General features: G+C 70.0%; 21 protein-coding genes and 1 pseudogene. 16 read left to right on the forward strand and 6 right to left on the reverse strand.

What is annotated here, in order from left to right; translation table 11 throughout:
* From AC16DP_RS19245 to AC16DP_RS19255, 3 genes and pseudogenes are all read left to right on the forward strand, one after another.
* The coding region (locus AC16DP_RS19245; RefSeq protein ID WP_329727495.1) for a DUF2380 domain-containing protein at positions 1-1264 on the forward strand (1264 nt) is incomplete at its 5' end.
* Positions 1264-1731 carry an NUDIX hydrolase gene (locus tag AC16DP_RS19250; protein ID WP_329727494.1) on the forward strand — a complete coding sequence of 156 codons (468 nt, stop codon included), beginning with the start codon at positions 1264-1266 and terminating at the stop codon, positions 1729-1731. The genes AC16DP_RS19245 and AC16DP_RS19250, both read left to right, overlap by 1 nt.
* A 22-nt stretch (positions 1732-1753) precedes the next feature.
* Positions 1754-2225: pseudogene (locus AC16DP_RS19255) on the forward strand (NUDIX hydrolase).
* Between the two features lie 54 nt (positions 2226-2279).
* Here AC16DP_RS19255 and AC16DP_RS19260 read toward each other — a convergent pair.
* Complete coding sequence (locus tag AC16DP_RS19260; protein WP_329727493.1) at positions 2280-3443, reverse strand: M20 family metallopeptidase; 1164 nt, start codon at positions 3441-3443, stop codon at positions 2280-2282.
* A gap of 197 nt (positions 3444-3640) precedes the next feature.
* On the opposite strand from AC16DP_RS19260, the gene AC16DP_RS19265 reads away from it, so the two are divergent.
* The 3 genes from AC16DP_RS19265 to AC16DP_RS19275 all read left to right on the forward strand — a co-directional run bounded on the left by AC16DP_RS19265 (position 3641) and on the right by AC16DP_RS19275 (position 6780).
* Entirely contained in the window at positions 3641-4075 is a 435-nt protein-coding gene (locus tag AC16DP_RS19265) for a host attachment protein (protein ID WP_329727492.1), read from the forward strand.
* A gap of 196 nt (positions 4076-4271) precedes the next feature.
* Entirely contained in the window at positions 4272-6167 is a 1896-nt protein-coding gene (locus AC16DP_RS19270; protein WP_329727491.1) for a methyl-accepting chemotaxis protein, read from the forward strand.
* Positions 6168-6177: 10 nt separating this feature from the next.
* Positions 6178-6780, forward strand: a complete 603-nt coding sequence (locus tag AC16DP_RS19275) for an HAD family hydrolase (protein ID WP_329727490.1) — start codon at positions 6178-6180, stop codon at positions 6778-6780.
* A gap of 3 nt (positions 6781-6783) precedes the next feature.
* Here the strand turns inward: AC16DP_RS19275 and AC16DP_RS19280 are convergent, their stop codons facing one another.
* Both AC16DP_RS19280 and AC16DP_RS19285 read right to left on the reverse strand, forming a co-directional pair.
* Entirely contained in the window at positions 6784-7437 is a 654-nt protein-coding gene (locus tag AC16DP_RS19280) for a glutathione S-transferase family protein (protein WP_329727489.1), read from the reverse strand.
* Positions 7438-7474: 37 nt separating this feature from the next.
* The gene (locus AC16DP_RS19285) at positions 7475-8071 is read right to left on the reverse strand and encodes an adenylate/guanylate cyclase domain-containing protein (RefSeq protein ID WP_483956815.1); all 597 of its coding nucleotides are present in this window, start codon (positions 8069-8071) and stop codon (positions 7475-7477) included.
* 230 nt (positions 8072-8301) lie between these two features.
* Between AC16DP_RS19285 and AC16DP_RS19290 the strand changes: the two genes are divergently transcribed.
* Positions 8302-8697: a hypothetical protein gene (locus AC16DP_RS19290; protein WP_329727488.1), complete on the forward strand. Its 396-nt coding sequence runs from the start codon at positions 8302-8304 to the stop codon at positions 8695-8697.
* Positions 8698-8804: 107 nt separating this feature from the next.
* Complete coding sequence (locus tag AC16DP_RS19295; RefSeq protein WP_329727487.1) at positions 8805-9347, forward strand: OsmC family protein; 543 nt, start codon at positions 8805-8807, stop codon at positions 9345-9347.
* 37 nt (positions 9348-9384) lie between these two features.
* Here AC16DP_RS19295 and AC16DP_RS19300 read toward each other — a convergent pair whose 3' ends face one another.
* Positions 9385-11382 carry a S46 family peptidase gene (locus AC16DP_RS19300; RefSeq protein WP_329727498.1) on the reverse strand — a complete coding sequence of 666 codons (1998 nt, stop codon included), beginning with the start codon at positions 11380-11382 and terminating at the stop codon, positions 9385-9387.
* Between the two features lie 193 nt (positions 11383-11575).
* Here AC16DP_RS19300 and AC16DP_RS19305 point away from each other — a divergent pair, with 193 nt between their 5' ends.
* Together AC16DP_RS19305 and AC16DP_RS19310 are read left to right on the forward strand one after the other, a co-directional pair.
* Entirely contained in the window at positions 11576-12709 is a 1134-nt protein-coding gene (locus tag AC16DP_RS19305) for an esterase/lipase family protein (protein WP_329727486.1), read from the forward strand.
* Positions 12710-12755: 46 nt separating this feature from the next.
* On the forward strand, positions 12756-13175 hold the full coding sequence (locus tag AC16DP_RS19310; protein ID WP_329727485.1) for a lipase family alpha/beta hydrolase: 420 nt from the start codon (positions 12756-12758) through the stop codon (positions 13173-13175).
* Between the two features lie 12 nt (positions 13176-13187).
* Here AC16DP_RS19310 and AC16DP_RS19315 read toward each other — a convergent pair whose 3' ends face one another.
* Positions 13188-13730, reverse strand: coding sequence for a hypothetical protein (locus tag AC16DP_RS19315; protein ID WP_329727484.1), 543 nt, complete (start codon positions 13728-13730; stop codon positions 13188-13190).
* A 278-nt stretch (positions 13731-14008) separates the two neighbouring features.
* Positions 14009-14332, reverse strand: coding sequence for a hypothetical protein (locus tag AC16DP_RS19320; RefSeq protein WP_329727483.1), 324 nt, complete (start codon positions 14330-14332; stop codon positions 14009-14011).
* A 188-nt stretch (positions 14333-14520) separates the two neighbouring features.
* Between AC16DP_RS19320 and dps the strand changes: the two genes are divergently transcribed.
* The 6 genes from dps to AC16DP_RS19350 all read left to right on the forward strand — a co-directional run bounded on the left by dps (position 14521) and on the right by AC16DP_RS19350 (position 19549).
* Positions 14521-15078: a DNA starvation/stationary phase protection protein Dps gene (gene dps / locus AC16DP_RS19325; RefSeq protein ID WP_329727482.1), complete on the forward strand. Its 558-nt coding sequence runs from the start codon at positions 14521-14523 to the stop codon at positions 15076-15078.
* Between the two features lie 100 nt (positions 15079-15178).
* Positions 15179-16027: an SDR family oxidoreductase gene (locus AC16DP_RS19330; RefSeq protein WP_329727481.1), complete on the forward strand. Its 849-nt coding sequence runs from the start codon at positions 15179-15181 to the stop codon at positions 16025-16027.
* Positions 16024-16650, forward strand: a complete 627-nt coding sequence (locus tag AC16DP_RS19335; RefSeq protein WP_329727480.1) for a glutathione S-transferase N-terminal domain-containing protein — start codon at positions 16024-16026, stop codon at positions 16648-16650. Before AC16DP_RS19330 ends, AC16DP_RS19335 begins: the two co-directional genes overlap by 4 nt.
* 136 nt (positions 16651-16786) lie before the next feature.
* Positions 16787-17335, forward strand: a complete 549-nt coding sequence (locus AC16DP_RS19340; RefSeq protein WP_329727479.1) for an inorganic diphosphatase — start codon at positions 16787-16789, stop codon at positions 17333-17335.
* Between the two features lie 13 nt (positions 17336-17348).
* A complete protein-coding gene (locus AC16DP_RS19345) occupies positions 17349-18239 on the forward strand; it encodes a CHAD domain-containing protein (RefSeq protein WP_329727478.1) in 891 nt (296 codons plus the stop codon).
* A gap of 59 nt (positions 18240-18298) precedes the next feature.
* Positions 18299-19549 (forward strand): Hsp70 family protein, encoded by a 1251-nt coding sequence (locus AC16DP_RS19350; RefSeq protein WP_329727477.1) that lies wholly within the window; start codon positions 18299-18301, stop codon positions 19547-19549.
* The last annotated feature ends 4 nt before the right edge of the window (positions 19550-19553 follow it).

The following is a 19553-nucleotide window of genomic DNA, read 5'->3' on the forward strand; positions in this document are numbered from 1 at the left end:
CCCGGGCGATGCGGACACCCAGGCACGGGGGAGCGCCCTGGCGTCCCACCTGGCTTTGCTGGGGGCCGTGGACGAGGTGTCCGCCTCCACCCGCCGCCTTTCCCGTGAGCTGCCCAGACTCCGGGCCAGCCACCAGGGCATCGCTCGTGCGGGCAACGGCATCTTCGTCCGCTACGTCGACCATGGGGAACGTCAGCTGCGGTGGATGGACGCCGAGTTGGCCGCCGCCACCCGCCTGGCCACCGCCGCCTCCCAAGTGGAGGACCCGGACATGCAGCTGGCCCTGCTGCGCCTGGCCGGCCCCCGGCTGGAGGCCGCCATGCTCGGTGCCCTGCTGGTGGCCGTCTGGTTCGACTTCCTCCTCCTCACCGACGACGCGCTCTCCCGCCGCCTCTACAGCGTGGAGTGGTTGTACGTGGACATGGACCGCTTCCAGACGCTGCTCGAGCCCGCCCTGACGGCGCTCTCCTCCCTGGAGCCCGCGCGGGTGGAGGCGACGGCGGAGGACATGCCCGCCCTGGTGGGTCACCTCACCCGCGAGTTCGAGGCATTGCGAGAGACCGTGCGCAAGGGAGCGGAGACCCTCCAGAAGATACTGGTGCTCAAGGAGGCCGCGGAGGCACTCACCCTGGTGTCGGCGCTGAAGTTCACCCTGCCCGCGCTGCGCGCGGCGGCTCCTGCGACGCTGGGCATGGGTTTCGTGGTGGGCTCGCACGGCGTGATGATGGGCACGCGCCTTGTCGTCTCCGCCGAGTGGGTGGAGATGATGCAGCGGCTGGTGCGGGCCGGCGTCCTCTCCCTTCCCGCCGTCAGCGCGGCCGTACGCATACAGGCCGGCCAGGTGATGATGGCGCACGGGGAGTTGCCGCGCGGCGTGCGCGAGGCGCTGGGCGAGGGGCCCGAGGTGCGGGGCATGCGCGTGACGGACAGAGCGGGGGCTGGCATGGCCGAGCCACCCCGGCACCACGTCATGCCGCAGGAGTTCCGCGAGTGGTTCGAGAAGCGCGGCTTTATCGGCGAGATGGACATCGACCAGTTCTGCGTGAAACTGGAGCAGGCACACCACCAGGCCATCCACGGTGGGGGGAACTGGAAGCTGGGGCGCACCTGGCCCGACGAATGGAACCAGATGATTATGAGCGTACTGCGCCAAGCTGAGTCCAAGGCAGGCCGTATGTTGACACCGAATGCGATCCTGAAGCTCATCGCAAGAGAGATGAAGCGCTATAAGATCCCGATGAACTTCGTCCCGGGGAGAAGGTGATGAGCGAGAACCGGTCCTGGCAGGGCCACTGGACAGCCCGCATGTATGAGCGGGTTCGTGCTCGCGGTTTCGGTTCGCTCACCGCCTTCGCAGACGCACACCCGACCCTCCCCCTGGTTGAGCTGGCCGATGAACTAGGGGACGACCTCAACGCGGTGCAGGTATTCAAGGGACTGGTTGATGAGGCTGAGCGAAGCCATCAGGTAACTCGCCTGGTGCGCAGCCAATTTGTGCGTGAACTCCACGAGAGCTTCCCTGACGGCTGGCCGTCCGTCATGGACGATGAAGCCCGTTTGGAAGTTGCCATGGCGCTCGGCTCCTGGTTTGGCTTCACTCCGGCGACGCACCAGGCGCGCGTCAACCGGGCCAGCGATGCGTTGCTCGCCACGCCACCACGGCCCGGCTGGCGCCCACTCGGCCCCGACGACGCGCTACTGCTCACACTCCTGCCCGACGAGGAAGTCTGAATTCCACCTACTGGAGAGGGCGATGAGCAGCGGACGGGCTTGGCGGGGCAACTGGGTGGCCCGCCTGTATGAGCGGGTACGCGAGCACGGCTACGACTCCCTCACCGCTTTCGCCGAGGCGCGCCCCGGCGTTCCTGTGTATTTGCTGGCCGAGGAGCTTGGCAAGGACGACGTCGCCGGGGTGCTGGTGTTCAGGGGGGTTGCTTGCCGAGGCAGAGCGAAGTCACCGGGTTACACGCTTTGTGCGTGATGTTCTCGTGCGCGAACTTGCGGAAAGCCTCCCTGACGGCTGGCCGTCCGTACTGGACGATGCAAACCGTGGAGAGGTTGCCTTGGCGCTCGGAGCATGGACGGCCGACGCTCCTGAAACACATAAGGAGCGTGTAAGAAGGGCTGGCGACTCGCTCCTCGCCACTCCGCCCCCTCCTGGCTGGCGCCCGCTCAACCCCGATGACGAGTTGCTGCGCACGCTCCTGCCCGACGAGGAAGTCTGAATCCCACCGCTGGAAGCGGAGCCGTTGCCAGCCCCGCTCCCGGCAACCCTCGGCCTACCCCGCGCGCGACACGAGGTAGCGCACCAGCGCCTGGGCCTTGGGAATCAGGGTGTCCACCTCGATGAACTCGTCCACCGTGTGGAAGCCCTTGCCCCGAGGGCCCAGCCCGTCGATGGACGGAATCCCCATGGCGGACGAGGTGCTCGCGTCCGAGCCACCGCCCACCAGCGGCGCCTCGCCATGGCCCAGCCCGGACGCGTGGGCACACGCGCCATACGCCGCCATCAGCGCCGCGGAGGCCTCGGTGCGCTCGAGCGGCTCACGGGCCACCCCACCCTTCACCTCGATGCGCGTGCCGGGAACGCCGGCCGCGGCCTCCTCGGCCGCCTGACCGAAGCGCCGCACCAGCTCCTCCCCGTCCGCGCGCGTGCAGAAGCGCAGGTCCACCTCCGCCACCGCGTGGTCCGGCACCGTGTTCTTCCCCTGCCCTCCCGTCACCTTGCCCACGTTGACGGTGATGCCACGCGGGTAGTCGGTGAGCTGCTGCACCCGGTCCACGAAGCGGGCAATCGCCCACAACGCGTTGGCCCCCTCCTGGTGCGCGTTGCCCGCGTGGGCGGCCTTGCCATGCGCCACCGCCACGGCCATGCCGGTGCCCTTGCGCCGGGTGATGATGGCGTCCGCCGCCCGGCCGGACTCGAACACGAGGCACGCCCCCGCTCCGGCGATCGCCTTGCGGATGACCTCGGCGCCCTCGGGCGAGCCCACCTCCTCGTCCGACACCACCACCAGCCGCAGCGGCGGCAGCTTCTCCAGGCCCCCCGACGCCGCGAGCGCCTTGAGCGCCCACGCGATGACGACGAGCCCGCCCTTCATGTCCAGCACGCCCGGCCCGCGCCGCAGCGCCCCATCCTTCCGGTAGCCCTCGAACTTGCCCGGGGGGAACACCGTGTCCAGATGGCCCACCAGCGCCACCGGCGCCAGCCCCGCCCGGCCCTCCGAGCGGAACACCAGGTGGTCCGCGTACCGCGTGCTCTTCACCACCTCCGCCGCCAGCCCCGGCATGGTGAACTGCTCGCGCAGCAGGGCACCCACCTCGCGGCCGCCCTCCGCGTTCTCCGTCCAGGAGTTCACCTCCACCAGCGCGGCGAGCGCTTCTTCCATCTCCCCCAGCCTGCCCACCAGCCAGCTGGCCGCCGCTTCACCCATCTCGCGCATCGTCCTCGGCCTCCCGCCGAAAAAGCTTCCGTCCCGGGGTGCATCCCCGGTCGCCCCCCGGGCATATGCCAGGCCCCCGGCTCCAGGGAAGGTGCCCCGGCGCCCGCCCGCCCGGCGCCCCGGCACGGGTGCCCCGGGGGAAGGAAGCTTGCCGGGGACGGTGGGGGTCCGCACCTCAAGAGGCAGGAGGATGAACGATGGCGGACGCGCTGTGGATATTGGTGGCCAATGGGAGCCGGGCCAAGCTCTTCTCGACGGATGAGCGCGCGGAGGTCTGGAACCTCAAGGAGGAGTTCCACCACGAGGAGAGCCGGTCCATGTCCCGGCAGCTGCTCAACCAGCCGGACAACCCCAACGCCGGCTCCCTGCACAAACCCCAACCCGAGAACCAGCCCGATGCTCGCCAGCAGCTGGAGATCGATCGCTTCGCCCGCGAGCTCTCCGCCCGGCTGGAGCGTGGCCTGAATGACCACGCCTACGACCGGCTCGTCATCGCCGCCCCGCCCGGACTGCTCGGCCTGCTGCGCAAGCTCATCAGCCCCCGCGTGCACCAGCGGCTGATGCTCGACTTCCGGGCGGACTACATGAACGTGCCGGACCGCGAGCTGCCCGAGCGCATCCCGCTCTCCTAGGTAGGCAGCCGCACAGGCAGGCGGCCCGGAGCTCCTTCCCGCTCCGGGCCTCGTCCGTCTGGAGCCCCCACCTGGGCCTACATCCTGGTACGTGGCCGCGCCGCTCGGGCGCGCTCCGTGGTACAGGAGGGAGGAGGCGTCGGCTGTGAGGACATTGGGGTCCTCTCGGCGCCATCCCGCGGACGTCACGAGATTCATGAAACTTCCCCTGATCGGCACCCTCAAGCTGCGCGGCCGCCTGACGCTGTACGTCACCCTGCTGGCCGTCGTGCCGCTGCTGCTCTCCACGTGGGCGGGGGTCAGCAGCACCCAACGGATGATGCAGGCGCAGGTGCACGAGATGCTCCGCATCGAGGCGGAGGGCCTGAAGGATCTGGTGGAGGCCTCGCTGGTGGAGCGCGAGACGAGCGTGCGCAGCTGGGCGGAGGACACGCTGCTGCGCGAGTCGCTGCAGCGCGACACCTACGCGCTGAGCGACGGAGTGCTGTCGCGGCTGCAGCTGCGCTACACCACCTTCACCGGGCTGGTGCTCTTCACCGAGGACGGCCGGGCCGTGTCCGCCAGCACGCCGGCCCTGCGCGACTCCTTCGCGGGACAGGAGGCGCTGGTGCGCGACGCGGCCTGGTTCAAGGCGGCCCAGGAGGGGCGCTTCACCAGCACGACGCTCACCCAGGAGGACCCCGTCTTCGGCATGCAGGTGCTGCACCTGGCGGCGCCGGTGATGGAGTCGCGGGGCGGGCGGCGGCTGGGCGTGCTGCTGGCCGCGTATGACTGGGGCCAGGTGGGCGAGGTGGTGAAGGCCGCGCTGGCCCGCGCCCGCTCGCGCAAGAACGAGAGCTTCGCCCTGGAGGTGCGCACCGCCTCGGGCGCGGTGCTCTTCGACTCGCGGGGCAAGGACGCCTGGAACATCCCCGACGCCGTGGCCGAGCAGGCCATCAACGGGCCGGAGATTCCGGACGTGGGCGATGGCTGGCGCTTCGTGGCCCTCTCGGATCCGGAGGAGGTCTACGCCCGGATGAACCAGATGCGCGCCGGCATCGCGGCGGCGGTGCTGGCCGTGGCGGGGCTGGCCGCCCTGGCCGCCCTGCTGCTGTCGCGCGGCATCACCGCCCCCATCACCCGGCTGAGCCAGGTGGTGCACCGCATCGTCCAGGAGGGAGACCTCACCCAGAAGCCCGACGTGCGCTCGGACGACGAGGTGGGCGAGCTGGCCCGCTCCTTCGTGCAGCTGGTGGACCACCTGCGCGAGACGACCGAGAGCCTGCAGCGCGGCACGCAGGTGCTCACCGACACCGTGGCCGAGCTGACGCGCGCCGCCGAGCAGGAGGAGAACAACCTCACCCGCCAGGCGGCGGCCCTGCAGCAGACGCAGGTGACGGCGCAGGAGATCAAACAGACGTCGGAGGTGGCGGCCGAGCGCGCCGCCGCGGTGCTGACGGTGGCCACGCGCGCCGATGAGCTGGGCCAGAGCGGCGCCCGCGCGCTGGCCGAGAGCATGGGGGGCTTCCAGGCGCTGCGCGACCAGGTGAACGAGATGTCCGAGCAGATCAGCGGGCTCAACGAGCGCGCCCAGCGCATCGGCGGCATCACCCAGACGGTGAAGGGGCTGGCGGACCGCTCCAACATGCTGGCGCTCAACGCGGCCATCGAGGCGGTGCGCTCCGGCGAGCACGGCAAGGGCTTTGGCATCGTGGCCAAGGAGATCCGCACCCTGGCCAACCAGTCCATCCACTCCACCGGCCAGGTGGGAGGGCTGCTCGAGGACATCACCCAGGCCATCCGCAAGACGGTGGAGCTGAGCGAGCAGGGCCAGGCGCGCATGGAGGCGGGCCTGGCGCAGGCGCGCACCAGCGGCGAGAGCATCCAGGCGCTCAGCGGCATCGTGCAGGACAACATGAACGCGGTGCGGCAGATCTCCGGCGCGGTGAGCCAGCAGAACGCGGGCATCAATGAAATCTTCGGCGCCCTGACGGACCTCTCCAGCCTGATGCACGACACCATGGTGGGACTGCAGGCCACCCAGCGCGTGACGCAGTCGTTGCGCGAGGTGGCCGAGCAGATGCAGCACGTAGCGCGCAGCTACCGGGTATAAAACCCGGTCCATGAGCCCTCCACCTCGCGCCATCATCCTGGACCTCGGCAACGTTCTCGTCTTCCACGACAATGCCCTGCTGTTCCGCAGGCTGGGGGCGAGGGCGGGGCTCCCGCCCGCGGAGGCCGAGCGCCGGTTGGCGGGCGCGGGCTGGACGGCGGCCAACCGGGGTCTCGTCGGCGCCGAGGGCATCCGGCGCGACGTGTGTGGCGCGCTGGGGGTGGACCTGCCGGCCGAGGAGTTCAACGCCCTGTGGAGCAGCCACTTCACCGTGCACGAGGCGGTGCTGCCGCGGGTGCGGGGGCTGGTGGGGCGGGTGAAGCTGGTGCTGCTGTCCAACACCAACGTGCTGCACATGGCCTGGCTGCGGCCGAGGCTGCCGGTGCTGGAGCGCTTCGATCACCTGGTGCTCAGCTGCGAGGTGGGCCTGGTGAAGCCCGAGCCCGCCATCTACCAGGAGGCCCTGAAGCACGCGGGCTGCGAGCCCCAGGAGGCCGCCTTCTTCGACGACATCCCCGAGTTCGTCCAGGCCGCGAGCGCGCTGGGCATCCGCGGCCACCTCTTCACCACCGCCCAGGCCTTCGACGCGCAGCTGAAGGCGCTGGGGCTGTAGCGGCTACTTCTTCTCGTAGCGCGCCACGGGCGGCTCGTGGCGCGCGGCCTCCGTCCAGGCCTTCATCGCCGGCAGGGCGAGCACCGCGTCCCTGTAGGCGGCGCCCACCGCGTCCAGCTCCACGTCATAGGTGACGAAGCGCGTGACGACGGGCGCGTAGAAGGCATCCGCGATGGAGAAGGCGCCGAAGAGGAACGGCCCGCCCTGGCCGAAGCGCGTGCGGCACTCCGTCCACAGCGAGGTGATGCGGGAGATGTCCTCGGCGACGCCGGGGGCGCGGCCCTCGCCGGGCCTGCGGGCGTGGAGGTTCATGGGCATGTGGTTGCGCAGGTGGGCGAAGCCCGAGTGCATCTCCGCGGTGACGGAGCGGGCCAGGGCGCGCGCGGCGCTGTCCTGGGGCCACAGCTTCGCCTGGGGGAACTGCTCGGCGAGGTACTCGCAGATGGCCAGCGAGTCCCAGATGACGAGGTCCCCGTGCAGCAGCGCCGGCACCCGGCCACTGGGCGAGTACTTCGCGATGCTCGCGGCGGTGTCCGCCTGGCCCAGCGGCACCACCACCTCGCGGAAGGGCTGCCCGGTGTGGGCGAGCGCGAGATAGGGCCGCAGCGACCAGGAGGAGTAGTTCTTCGAGGCGACGACGAGGGTGAGCTCTTTCATGGGGGCGCACCTTACAGCGCCCCCGCGCCGCGCGAGCTCAGCTCCCGGTCCGCAGCAGGTCGCGCAGGCGGGACATCCACGAGGCACGGCGCCGGCGCACGGGCGGATCGATGCGGTAGACGGGCACCGGCAGGCGGATGTTCTTCAGGTCTCCCCGGCCCAGACGCACCACGGGCGCCAGGACCTGGCTCTGCACCTGCTGCACCACCGGCTCACTGACGTAGAGGGAGCCGGGCCGGGCGAGCGACTCCAGGCGGGCGGCCACGTTGACGCCCTCGCCGAAGATGTCGCCATCCCGGTGCACCACCGAGCCCAGGTGGATGCCGATGCGCAGCTCCACCCGGCGCGTCTGCGGGACACATTCGTTGCGCGCGCACAGCGCCGACTGCAACTCCAGCGCGCAGGCCACCGCGGGCAGGGCCTCGTCGAACTCGACGAGGAAACCATCTTCCAACTGTTTGATCTCCCGGCCTCCATGACCGGTGAGCAGACCGCGTACCAGCCGGCCATGCTCCTGACGCAGCTCCTGGTTGAGCGCCTCGTCCCGCCGAGCCTCGGGGCTGAGCTCCACCATGTCCGTGAACATGATGGCCGCTACCTTCCTGGGTTCCGGTTGCGGCACTTCCGCCATCATCAACGCGTCTCCTTCTCCCCCCCGCCACGAAAGCGAATGTTACTTGAGAGACACTCACCTGGTCTGCCCGGGGGCAGCCAGACAGCCGCGCCTAATCCCACCTGTTGGCTCGGATGAACGTAAGTATTACTGACGCAGCGCACAACGCACGGGGAGAGCGAGAGTCCGGGAGCCGACACAGGGCGTCACGGGAGTGTCGCCCTGTTACTGTGGCGGGCGAGCCTGCACCCATGTCGGCACCCGAGGACCCACAGGATCCCCACGCTCCACTCTGGCCGCCGCTGCTGGCGACGGTGGGCGTGTTGTGGGTGGCCACGCACGTGCGGGAGCAGAAGCTGGTGCTCAGCGCGCTGGCCACGCTGGTGGCGCTGCCCACGCTGTGGCGGGTGCTGACGCGCCGGTGGGTGCGCGGGGACGTGCTGCGAGGGCTGGCCATGGGCTACCTCGCGTGCCACGTGCCGCTGCTGCTCGGCGCCTGCGCCACCCTGGACCGGCCCGAGTGCCGCATCCGCCTGTGCATGGAGGGCGTGCTCGCGGGAGTGCCGTACGTGCCCTGGGCGGGAGTGCTGGGCACGCTTCTGTACTGGGCGTGGGGCACCGTGGGTGCAGGCCGCCGCGCGCTGTGACGGCGGGTGGGGAGCCCGTGTCACGGAGGACCGTGCCCGGGTGGTGGGTTGCGGCCTGGAATGGCAGCGACCTAGCTTCAGCGCCCCTCGAACACCTTGGAGACAGCATGGACACCATCACCGGCAGCTGCTGCACGCTCGACCTCGACACGATGCAGAAGACGAAGGCGCACGTGGCGGCCAACCCGGAGGCGGGCAAGGGCCGCTTCGAGACGGTGACGGAGTGGCGGGACGGGGCGCAGGCGGTGACGAAGGCCCGCTCCTTCACGCTCGAGACGGACGAGCCCACGGCGCTGGGCGGAAAGGATCAGCACATCGATCCGATGGAGCTGCTGCTGGCCTCGCTGGGCACGTGCCTGACGATCGGCTGGGTGACGCAGGCGCGGATGAGGGGGCTGGACTACCGCAACCTGCGCATCAAGGTGAGCGCGCCGTTCGACCTGAGGGGCTACCTGAACCTGGACCCGAAGGTGCGCGCGGGCTTCTCCGAGCTGCAGTACACGGTGGAGGTGGACACGGACGCGGACGCCGCCACGCTGGAGGAGATCCGCAAGGCGGCGGAGAAGACGAGCCCGATGTTCGACAACATCCTCAACCCGACCGCCATCTCGGGCCGGGTGAGGAAGCTCAGCGGCTCGGTGGCGGCCTGAGCACCCTCTCCCTCTGGGAGAGGGTGGGGGCGAGGGTCTACCGCTGGTTCGCGCGCAGCTCCTTCACGAGCCGCCCGGCGCCGTAGATGTGCTCGAGGGCCCGCAGCAGGCCCTCGCCGTGCACGGCCACGGCGCGGTTGTTCTCCGGCACATAGGCATACTCGCCACCCAGCGAGTGCAGGTTGCCATCGAAGATGAGCCCCACCACGCGGCCCTCGCGGTCCACCATGGGCGAGCCCGAGTTGCCCCCGATGATGTCGTTCGTCGTGGCCATGTCGAAGGGCGTCTCGCCGGGCACCTGGCCGCGGGCCTTCATCCACGAGTCCGGCAGCCGGAAGGGCTCCTTGCCCGTGTGGCGCTCATACGCACCGGCGAACGTCGTCATCGGAGGCACCTGGCGCCCGCCCTCGTCCCAGCCCTTCACCGTGCCGTAGTTGAGGCGCAGGGTGAAGGTCGCGTCCGGGTAGCCCGTGGTGCCGTAGGCCGCCAGCCGGGCCTGCGCGAGCAACTCGCCATTCTTCTTCAGCACCGACTCCACCGTGTCCTCGTAGCGCTTGCGCACCTCGCGCGCCTGCGCGTCCACCCGGCGCGCCAGCACGATCATCGGCTCCTTCGAGGCCTCCACCGCCGCCTTGCCGCCGTCGAGCAGCCGCTTGCGCTCCTTCACGTCGAAGAGCTTCGTGCCCTTCACCAGCGCGCGCGCCAGCTCCTCCGGGGCCTCGCGGCCGAGCACCGTCTTCACGAACGCATCATCCGCGCCGAGCGTCTCGCGCAGCTTGTTGAAGCCGAAGGTGAGTGAAATCACCTCCAGCTCCGCGGGGATGGGGGCCTCGCGCAGCAGCCCCATGCGCAGGGCGGGGAGCTGTCCCTCCGTGTACTCGCGCAGCCGCTCCGGGTTGGGCTTGGGCAGCTCGTCCGCCGCGCGCACCAGCCGCTGGGCGATCTCGAAGAGCTCGGACGAGAAGCCATACCCGTCCTCCTTCAGCCGGTACTCGGCGATCATCGGCCGGTAGGTGTCCAGCGCGCGGGAGATGGCCGCCCAGGAGCCCGCGGTGGTGGCCTTGAGCTTCGGATCCGCCTCCACCTTCGCGCGGAGGTCCGCCTCGGTCTTGCGCTTGTCGGCGAGCAGCGAGGGCTCGGCCAGGGCCTGGTGCCGGCCGCGCAGGGCCTTCAGCGCGTTCTCCACCGAGCGCAACCGCGCCCGCGTGGTGCGGAAACGCTCCGGCGAGGTCGAGGCGTACTCGCGCAGCATGCCGCGCCGCTCGGCCAGGTACATCAGCGCGAACGGCAGCGCCACGTCGCGCTGGAACTCCAGCTCGGCCACGGTGAGCTGCCGCTGGGTGGCGCCGGGATGGCCGGAGACGAAGACCAGGTCCCCCTCCTTCGCGCCCACCTTCGCCCAGGGCAGGGAATTCTCCGTCTTCAGCGGCTGCCCGTTGGCGTCCCAGACGCGCAGGAAGGCCGCGTCGAAGCCGTAGCGCGGGAAGTTGAAGTTGTCCGCGTCCCCGCCGAAGGCGGCCATGGAGAACTCGGGCGCGAAGGCCAGCCGCACGTCCTGGAAGCGGCGGTACCGGTAGAGCTGGTACTTGCCCCCGTTGAAGAGCGTCACCACGTCACAGCGCACCTCGGGCCCGGTGGCGCACTCGCTCTCGATGGTGGACATCTCCGCCTTGAGCGCGGTGTTGAAGGCCGCGCCGCTCAGGCCCTTCGTGGCGCCCTGGAGGCGCGCGGTCACGTCCGTCATCGCCACGAGCTGGTTGGCCTCCACCTTGGGGCAGCGCAGCTCGTCCTTCAGCTCCTTCGCATAGAAGCCCGTGGCCAGGTAGTCGCGCTGGGGCGAGGACAGGTCCTGCACACAGGAGCGGATGCAGTGGTGGTTGGTCATCACCAGCCCGTCCGGGGACACGAAGCTCGCCGAGCACCCCCCGGCCAGGCGCACGGAGGACAGCCGCAGGGAGTCCAGCCATTCCTGCGAGGGCTCGAAACCATGGGCGGCCTTCACGGCGGCCCGGGGGAAGGCGTCATAGGTCCACATCCCCTCCTCCGCGGCGGCGGGGAGGGCGAAGAGCAGGCCAAGGGCGAGCAGTCGTTGCACGGGCGAGTGGTCCTTCCTGGGGAGGGAGAAGGGCCGGGTTGTGGCCCGGGGAGTGGCGCGCCGTCAACCCGGGCGGACGGAGGATGCACGTCGGACTTGAGTTGGAGGCGGGGACTGCGGAAGGTTGGGGACAATGGCGACGAAGCACCACATCTACCTGGTCCCCGGCTTCTTCGGCTTCGCCAACCTGGGAGAGCTGCTCTACTTCGGGCACGTGCGCGACTACTTCGTGGCGGAGATGGCGCGCCGCGGCGTGGACGTCGAGGTGGTGCAGGTGCTCTCGCACCCCACCGGCTCCATCCGCACGCGCGCCGCGGACCTCTACAAGGCCATCGAGGCGAGCGCGAAGAACGACGATGGCCCCATCCACCTCATCGGCCACTCCACCGGAGGGCTGGACTCGCGGCTGTTCGTCAGCCCGGGCGCGATGCTGGGCGATGACATCGACGTGGAGCCCTTCGCCCGCCGGGTGCGTACGGTGGTGACGGTGTCCACCCCGCACTCGGGCACCCCGCTGGCGTCCTTCTTCCTGGGGCTCTTCGGACAGAAGCTGCTGCAACTGCTGTCGCTCTTCACCGTGTACGTGCTGCGCTTCGGCCGGCTGCCGCTGACCGTGGCCTTCCGCCTGGGCAGCCTGCTGACGCGCTGGGACGAGCAGCTCGGCTTCCGCCCCACCATCCTGGACCAGCTCTTCGAGCAGCTGCTGGGCGACTTCTCCATCGAGCGCCGCGAGGAGCTCGTGCGCTTCCTGGGCGACGTGACCAACGACGCCTCGCTCGTCCCCCAGCTCACCCCCGAGGGCATCGACCTCTTCAACGCGAGCACGCTGGACCGGCCCGGGGTGCGCTACGGCTCGGTCATCACCCAGGCGCGGCCGCCGTCGCTGCGCGCGCGGGTGAGCGCGGGGTTGGACCCGTACGCCCAGATGACACACACCGTGTACGGCTTCCTCTACGGACGCACCCAGCGCATGCCCCTCACGGCGATTCCCCTGCACACCCCGGCGCAGACGGCGGCGCTGGTGGAGGCCTACGGCGCCATGCCCGGCCCGCAGGCCTGTGACGGCATCGTCCCCACGCGCTCGCAGGTGTACGGGCGGGTGCTGACGGCCGTGCGCGCGGACCACCTGGATGCGATCGGCCACTTCGACCAGCCCTCGCACCGGCCGCCCCACGTGGACTGGCTCATCTCGGGCTCCGGCTTCCGCCGGCTCCAGTTCGAGCGCCTGTGGAACACCGTGGTGGATTTCGTCCTGTTGGAGACCTGATACACAGCGGGCCTGGCCGTCGACCTGGAGCCCACCATGTGCACCCATGCGCAAGCGCACCGGCGCCGGGCGCATCGACGTGGTGGCCTTCAGCCAGGGCACGCTGTCCTCGCGCTACTGGATTCAGGAGCTGGGGGGCCAGCCGCGCGTGCGCCGCTTCGTGTCCATCTCCGGGCCGCACCACGGCACGCGGGCGGCGTACCTGAAGGCGGATCCGGCCCTGGTGCAGATGCGCCCGGACAGCGCCTTCCTGCGCGAGCTGAACCGCCGCGAGAAGCCCTTCGGAGACACCGAGGTCTTCTCCTTCTGGACGCCGCTGGACAGCACCGTCATCCCGGCCGACAGCGCGCGCCTGCCCGGTGCCACCGAGCGCACCTTCTTCGTGCCCGCGCACCCGTTCATGCTGAGCGCCCCCGCCGCCATCTCCGCGACGGTGGAGGTGCTGGCCCAGGCTCCGCGGCAGTAGCCCACTCTGGAATCAGGTGCTGGCCGCCGCCAGGACCTTGCCCACCCACTCGTGGGCGTCCTCGCAGCCTTCCATCAGGAAGTCGAAATGCCCGGCGCGCAACAGCCTCACCAGGGGCTCGTCCCGGGCAACGAGATCCGGCACCTCCCAGGGAAAGTTGATGCGCGGTCCATCCTTGGACCAGAGCTCCCGCATGGAGCCTGGGGCCGGTGGGCCGAATTCGGCTTCGAGCCTGGCATTGAATCCGGCATCCTCGCGGATGAGCTCCACCTGACGCTCCAGGGAGTGCGAGTAGGTGTCGAAGAACCGGTCGATACTCGATGCGATGGGGAGCGCATACAGGTCCTCATAGGTATCGACCCAGACGACTGGCTGTATCCCCTGCTCATCCGCCAGGCTGGGGACGGTTGCGAAATAGTAGGCAAGCGCCTGCTCCTTCGCGAAGACGAGCAGGCTCCGGAAGGGGTCGGACCCATCCCGTCGCCACTCCTCATTCACGGTGACAAGCCCCCCTCCCTCTTTGGTTTCGAGCGGAAGCAGGAAGAAGCCGTCCAACACACCAAGGGTTCCCACTCGGGAATGGACGGCTGAAAGGAGAGGATCGCAAGGGAGTCCCGCGACGGGCTCTCCTGCTCTTGGCGCAATGGAAACTGGCGGCTGCTGATGAAGCTCGATTCCATGCTTCTGGCACACCTGCAGCATCCGCTCGAAACCAGAAAGCAAACTTGCAGACGGCATCGCCTCACCCCTTTGCGAGCAGCAACTCAACATCCCGGAGAGCCTTCTCCGTAGCCGTATCCAGTGCCGACGCGGAACGTGAGTCGTCAAGCACGTCATACCAACGTGCGATGCGAGAGGAGCGTCAGCGTCCCCGCGTGCGCCCAGAAGCGCACCTCGACTCGCGCGCCCACTTCGTCCACGCCACGAACGAGTCCCCACACCTGCCCCAGCGCGCATTCCGCCTCCGCACGCCGGGCCTCGGACAGCTCCGTCTGCGCCCTGTGCGGCTCGCGGAGCAACACCCCTGCTGGAGAGCCCTCGGGACCCCATGCCGTCGAGAGCGACCACGCACTTGAAGCCCTGGGCCCCACCGCACACGCCTGCAGCAACACGGCCAGACTCCACAGCACACCGCGCGTGATGACCTTCCAGTCCATGGGCTCCTCCCGGACACAGCGGGAAAGGGAGGATACAGGCAGGCAGGAGGCTCGTACGCCCGGTCCCCCTCCACGTCCGCCTGCCCTCCGGACGTGCGTGGCCGGGTTGGCGTGCGCCCCCGCCGTCCCCACCGTCTGTGGAAACCGTCGGCTTTCCGGCCGGGCGGAACCACGACGAGGGATGACGCATGACCACGAAGTTCCCCAGCCACATCAATCTCCCACGCGAGTCCCGCGCGGAGCTCATCGAGCTGCTCAACGTCCTCCTGGCCACGGCCATCGACCTGCACTGGCAGGTGAAGCAGGCCCACTGGAACATCCGGGGCAAGGACTTCATCAGCCGCCATGAGCTCTTCGACGACGTGGCCGACCACGTGCGCAAACAGGCGGACGAGTTCGCCGAGCGCGCGGGCGCTCTCGGAGGCTATGCCCAGGGCACCATCCGCCTGGCCGTCAAGAACAGTGAGCTGGAGGAGTACGACCTGAGCGCGGTGAACGGCGACGACCACGTGCGCGTGCTCGTGGACCGCATCACCCTCTACGCCTCCACCCTCCGCGCCAGCATCCAGCGCGCGGGCGATCTCAACGACCCGGTCACCGAGGATCTGCTCACCCAGACGCTCGGCAAGGTGGAGCAGGACCTCTGGTTCCTCGAGAGCCACCTGTACGGCTCGGCCGCCTCGGGCCGCGACGAGGTCGCTCCCTCCACCATCATCGAGGAGCGCACCACCTCGCCCAATGCCTGAGCCTGAACCAGGGCTCGCGCGTCAGGGTGCGCGCGGGCCCCCCGGCGCATTATAGAGGGCGCTCATTTCGGGAGGGCCATACCAGATGACGCCGGGAAACATGCAAGGGAAGGTCTGCCTCATCACCGGAGCCACCTCGGGCATCGGGCTGGAGTCGGCCCGGGCGCTCGCGCGCGCGGGAGCCACCGTGGTGCTGTCGGGACGTGACAAGGGCCGGGGCGAGGCCGCGCTCGCCGAGGTGCGCCGCACCGTGCCCGACGCGAAGCTGGACCTGATGCTCGCCGAGCTCACCTCGCTGGCCTCCGTGCACCAGCTGGCCCGGGACTTCCAGGCCCGGTACCCGCGGCTGGACGTGCTGCTCAACAACGCCGGCCTCGTGCTCGACCGGCGCAAGGTGACGCCCGATGGCTTCGAGGCCACCTTCGCCACCAACCACCTCGCCCACTTCCTGCTCACGAATCTGCTGATGGACCTGCTCACGAAGAGCGGCCCCTCGCGCGTGGTGAACGTCTCCTCCGAGGGGCACCGCATGGGCTCGCTCGGCTTCCTCGATGACCTGCAGGCCGAGCGCGGCGGTTACAGCGGCATCAAGGTCTATGGCAACTCGAAGCTGGCCAACATCCTCTTCTCCCGGGGCCTGGCCAGGCGGCTGCAGGGCACGAAGGTGACGGTCAACAGCCTGCACCCGGGCGTGGTGCGCACCGGCTTCGGCCTCAACTCCGAGGGCTTCTTCAAGCACCTGGTGAAGCTGGCCGCGCCCTTCATGCTCTCGGCCGAGGGCGGCGCCCGCACCTCGGTGTACCTGGCCGCCTCGCCCGAGGTGGAGGGCGTGAGCGCGAAGTACTTCATCAAGAGCAAGGTGGCCCGCGAGTCCAAGGCCGCGCGGAGCGACGAGGGCGCCGAGACACTGTGGCGCAAGAGCGCCGAACTGACGGGGGTGGGACGATGATCGATCTCTACACGTTCACGACGCCCAACGGGCGCAAGGCGTCCATCGCGCTGGAGGAGCTGGGGCTGCCCTACGAGGTCCACGTGGTGGACATCACGAAGGGCGATCAGTTCAAGCCCGACTTCCTCGCCATCAATCCCAACAACAAGATTCCGGCCATCGTGGACCCCCAGGGGCCGGGCGGAAAGCCGCTGTCCGTCTTCGAGTCCGGCGCCATCCTGCTCTACCTGGCGGAGAAGACGGGGAAGCTGCTGCCGGCGGACCCGCGCGCGCGCTCCGAGGCGGTGCAGTGGCTGATGTTCCAGATGAGCGCCGTGGGGCCCATGCTGGGGCAGCTCGGCCACTTCAAGCGCTTCGCCCCGGAGAAGATTCCGTACGCCATCGAGCGCTACACGAAGGAGTCCGAGCGCATCCTGGGCGTGCTGGACAAGCACCTGGCGCAGCACGAGTTCCTCGCGCCCGAGTACTCGGTGGCGGATATCGCCACGTACCCGTGGCTGGCCGGCGCGACACAGTTCTACCCGGAGCTGCTGCCCGCGGTGCCCAACGTGCGGCGCTGGATGGACACCGTGGCCGCCCGCCCGGCCGTGCAGCGCGGCATGAAGGTGCCGGAGCTCGAGTAGCCGCCCAGGTGCCTGGCTTGAGGGGCACCATGAGTGAACCCGCCACGCCCTGAGCGCGGGCCTCGAAAGTCGTCGAGGTGAAACTCGCCCCCGGGGGCTCTTGTCCCCGGGAGCAGTCCGTCCGAGCCTCGGCACCATGACCACGGACCTCACCCGCATTCCGCTGCGCGGCAAGGACGGCTCCTTCCACGTCGTCGTCGAGTCGCCCCAGGGCGCCACGGTGAAGCTGAAGTACGAGCCGAAGCTCGGGGCCTTCACCGTCTCCAAACCGCTGGTGCACGGGCTGCGCTACCCCTTCGACTGGGGCTTCATCCCCAGCACCGAGGCCCCCGACGGAGACCCGCTCGACGCACTGGTGTATTGGGATCAATCCACCTACCCCGGCGTGGTGCTCCCCTGCCGCGCGCTCGGCGTGCTGAAGGTGGACCAGAAGAAGAAGCGGGGCGGTGGCCGGGAGCGCAATGACCGGTTGCTCGTCGTTCCCATCATCGCGGCACGCGCGGAGAACCTGAGCTCCATCCAGGAGCTGTCGCGCCGGGAGCGCCAGGAGCTGGAGCACTTCTTCACCGCCGCCGTCGCCTTCGCGGACAAGGACGTGCGCATCCTCGGCTGGGAAGGCGCGGAGGCCGCCGGGAAGATGGTCGGCAAGGCCGCCAGCGTGTACGAGATGAAGGCCCGGCGTTAGGAAGCGTGGAGTCATGCCTCACCCCACTCCCATCCGCGGGCTCGGCCCGGACAGCCGCCTGGAGGAGGCCGCCCGCCGCCTCGTCTCCAGCCGCCTGGCCGACGTGCGCCACGAGCAGGACACGCTCGACGGGCAGCTCACCGAGGACGCTATCCATGACATGCGCGTGGCCACCCGCCGCCTGCGCGCCGCGCTGAAGGTGTTCCGCCACCTGGGCGGACTGGCGCCGCTGGAGCGCGAGGTGAAGAAGCTCCAGGACGCCCTGGGCGAGGTGCGCGACATCCACGTGCAGGGAGCCTGGCTGAAACAGGCGGCCCGGAAGGAGAAGCCGGCGAAGCGGGCCGGCTTCGAGGCCCTGCGCACGAGCGTGGAGTCCCAGCTCGGTGCGAAGGAGCAGCAACTGCGGCGCGTGCTGAAGCGCTGGGACGCGCGGACGGTGCCCGCGCTCCTGGACGAGGCGGCGCGGTTGGAGGGACCCGGCCGGTATGGAGGCCAGCGTGTCCGCCGTCAGCTCCGCCGCCGCCTGCGGGAGGTGCAGCGGCTCATGGAGGACTACGCGGCCGCACCGGACGCCCCCACGGCCCATGAGCTGCGCAAGGAGGTGAAGAAGCTGCGCTACGAGGCGGAGCTCTTCCGCCCCGCCATGCGCCGGAGGATGGAGGCACTGCTGGAGGCGCTGGTTCCCCTCCAGGAGCTGCTGGGCGAGCTGCACGACTCGGATGTGCGGTTGGGGCTGCTCGAGGGTTTCGCCGCGAAGGGCACCGCCGCCGAGCGCACCGCCGCGCGCCAGTTGCAGGAGCGCGTCCGTGAGGAGCGGGCCGAGCGCGCCGCCCGGACGGCCCGTGAGCTGCAACGCTGGCACGCCGAGCGCCTGACGCGCGGCCTGCGCCAGTTGTTGGATTGAAGGGGCCCTGCACTCGGGACTACCCATGCGCACCGTTTGCGCGTAGAGGAGGCGCCCCCATGGCCGCCTGCGGACTCGACTTCGGAACCAGCAACACCGCCATCGCCCTCCCGGACGGGACGGTGCTCCCCATCTCGCCCGGTTACAGCGACCCCCGCCTCTACCGCTCCGTCATCTTCTTCCCCGAGGACGAGCGCGAGGTGTACACGGGCGCCCCGGCCATCGCCCGCTACCTCGATGACCACACGGGCCGCTTCATCCAGTCCGTGAAGTCCTTCCTGCACAGCGCCTCCTTCCGCGCCACGCAGATCCGCGGCCGCACCTGGCTCATCGAGGACCTCGTCGCCCTGCTGCTGCGCCGCGTCCGCGAGGCCGCCGCTCCCCACACCGGCGGCGCCCCCGAGTCCGTGGTGCTCGGCCGCCCCGCCCTCTTCTCCCCGGACCCCGAGGCGGATGCGCTCGCCGAGCAGCGTCTGCGCAAGGCCGCGGAGATCGCCGGCTTCACCCACATCCAGTTCCTCATCGAGCCCATCGCCGCCGCGCTCTCCTACGAGGCCCAGCTCACCCGCGACGAGCTGGTGCTGGTGGCCGACTTCGGCGCCGGCACCACGGACCTCACGCTCATGCGGCTGGGGCCCTCGCGCCGCGGCAACCCGGACCGGCGCGCGGACGTGGTGGGCTCCACCGGCGTGCGCATCGGCGGTGACCGCTTCGACGCCGAAATCATGCGCTACAAGCTGCTGCCCCGCTTCGGCGCCGGCTCCACCTACAAGGTGCGGGGCTTCAGCGACAAGCGGCTGGCGGTGCCCCAGCACGTCATGTCCAAGCTGCTCTCCTGGCACGAGATGTCCTTCATCCGTGAGAAGTCCACCCAGGAGCTGCTGGAGCTGATGCTCGAGTCCAGTGACAAGCCCGCCGAGGCCGAGGCCCTGTACGACCTCGTCATGGACAACCTCGGCTACCGGCTCTTCCGCGCCATCGAGGCCGTGAAAGTGCAGCTCTCCTCGCGGGAGGAGGCCACGCTCGACTTCGAGGAGGCCCGCATCCACCTGCACGAGCCCATCACCCGCGCCGAGTTCGAGGCCGCCTCCGAGCCCCTGCTCACCGAGCTGCGCCAGGTGACCGAGGGGCTGCTGGAGCGCTGCGCGGGCGCCGGCGAGGTGGACGCCGTCTTCCTCACCGGAGGCTCCTCGCAGATTCCCGCCGTGCGCCGGCTCTACAGCGAGCGCTTCGGCGAGGAGCGGGTGAAGACGAAGGACGCCTTCACCTCCGTGGCCGAGGGCCTGGGGCGGGCCGCGGCGTCCGCCTGAGCCC

Source organism: Archangium sp., assembly GCF_057119385.1.

What these genes read in the sequence shown, in the direction of transcription:
- AC16DP_RS19250 (WP_329727494.1), top strand. Translation starts at nt 1,264, where the DNA reads ATGAGCGAGAACCGGTCCTGGCAGGGCCACTGGACAGCCCGCATGTAT.
- AC16DP_RS19260 (WP_329727493.1), bottom strand. Translation starts at nt 3,443, where the DNA reads ATGCGCGAGATGGGTGAAGCGGCGGCCAGCTGGCTGGTGGGCAGGCTG.
- AC16DP_RS19265 (WP_329727492.1), top strand. Translation starts at nt 3,641, where the DNA reads ATGGCGGACGCGCTGTGGATATTGGTGGCCAATGGGAGCCGGGCCAAG.
- AC16DP_RS19270 (WP_329727491.1), top strand. Translation starts at nt 4,272, where the DNA reads ATGAAACTTCCCCTGATCGGCACCCTCAAGCTGCGCGGCCGCCTGACG.
- AC16DP_RS19275 (WP_329727490.1), top strand. Translation starts at nt 6,178, where the DNA reads ATGAGCCCTCCACCTCGCGCCATCATCCTGGACCTCGGCAACGTTCTC.
- AC16DP_RS19280 (WP_329727489.1), bottom strand. Translation starts at nt 7,437, where the DNA reads ATGAAAGAGCTCACCCTCGTCGTCGCCTCGAAGAACTACTCCTCCTGG.
- AC16DP_RS19285 (WP_483956815.1), bottom strand. Translation starts at nt 8,071, where the DNA reads ATGATGGCGGAAGTGCCGCAACCGGAACCCAGGAAGGTAGCGGCCATC.
- AC16DP_RS19290 (WP_329727488.1), top strand. Translation starts at nt 8,302, where the DNA reads ATGTCGGCACCCGAGGACCCACAGGATCCCCACGCTCCACTCTGGCCG.
- AC16DP_RS19295 (WP_329727487.1), top strand. Translation starts at nt 8,805, where the DNA reads ATGGACACCATCACCGGCAGCTGCTGCACGCTCGACCTCGACACGATG.
- AC16DP_RS19300 (WP_329727498.1), bottom strand. Translation starts at nt 11,382, where the DNA reads ATGTGGACCTATGACGCCTTCCCCCGGGCCGCCGTGAAGGCCGCCCAT.
- AC16DP_RS19305 (WP_329727486.1), top strand. Translation starts at nt 11,576, where the DNA reads ATGGCGACGAAGCACCACATCTACCTGGTCCCCGGCTTCTTCGGCTTC.
- AC16DP_RS19310 (WP_329727485.1), top strand. Translation starts at nt 12,756, where the DNA reads ATGCGCAAGCGCACCGGCGCCGGGCGCATCGACGTGGTGGCCTTCAGC.
- AC16DP_RS19320 (WP_329727483.1), bottom strand. Translation starts at nt 14,332, where the DNA reads ATGGACTGGAAGGTCATCACGCGCGGTGTGCTGTGGAGTCTGGCCGTG.
- dps (WP_329727482.1), top strand. Translation starts at nt 14,521, where the DNA reads ATGACCACGAAGTTCCCCAGCCACATCAATCTCCCACGCGAGTCCCGC.
- AC16DP_RS19330 (WP_329727481.1), top strand. Translation starts at nt 15,179, where the DNA reads ATGCAAGGGAAGGTCTGCCTCATCACCGGAGCCACCTCGGGCATCGGG.
- AC16DP_RS19335 (WP_329727480.1), top strand. Translation starts at nt 16,024, where the DNA reads ATGATCGATCTCTACACGTTCACGACGCCCAACGGGCGCAAGGCGTCC.
- AC16DP_RS19340 (WP_329727479.1), top strand. Translation starts at nt 16,787, where the DNA reads ATGACCACGGACCTCACCCGCATTCCGCTGCGCGGCAAGGACGGCTCC.
- AC16DP_RS19345 (WP_329727478.1), top strand. Translation starts at nt 17,349, where the DNA reads ATGCCTCACCCCACTCCCATCCGCGGGCTCGGCCCGGACAGCCGCCTG.
- AC16DP_RS19350 (WP_329727477.1), top strand. Translation starts at nt 18,299, where the DNA reads ATGGCCGCCTGCGGACTCGACTTCGGAACCAGCAACACCGCCATCGCC.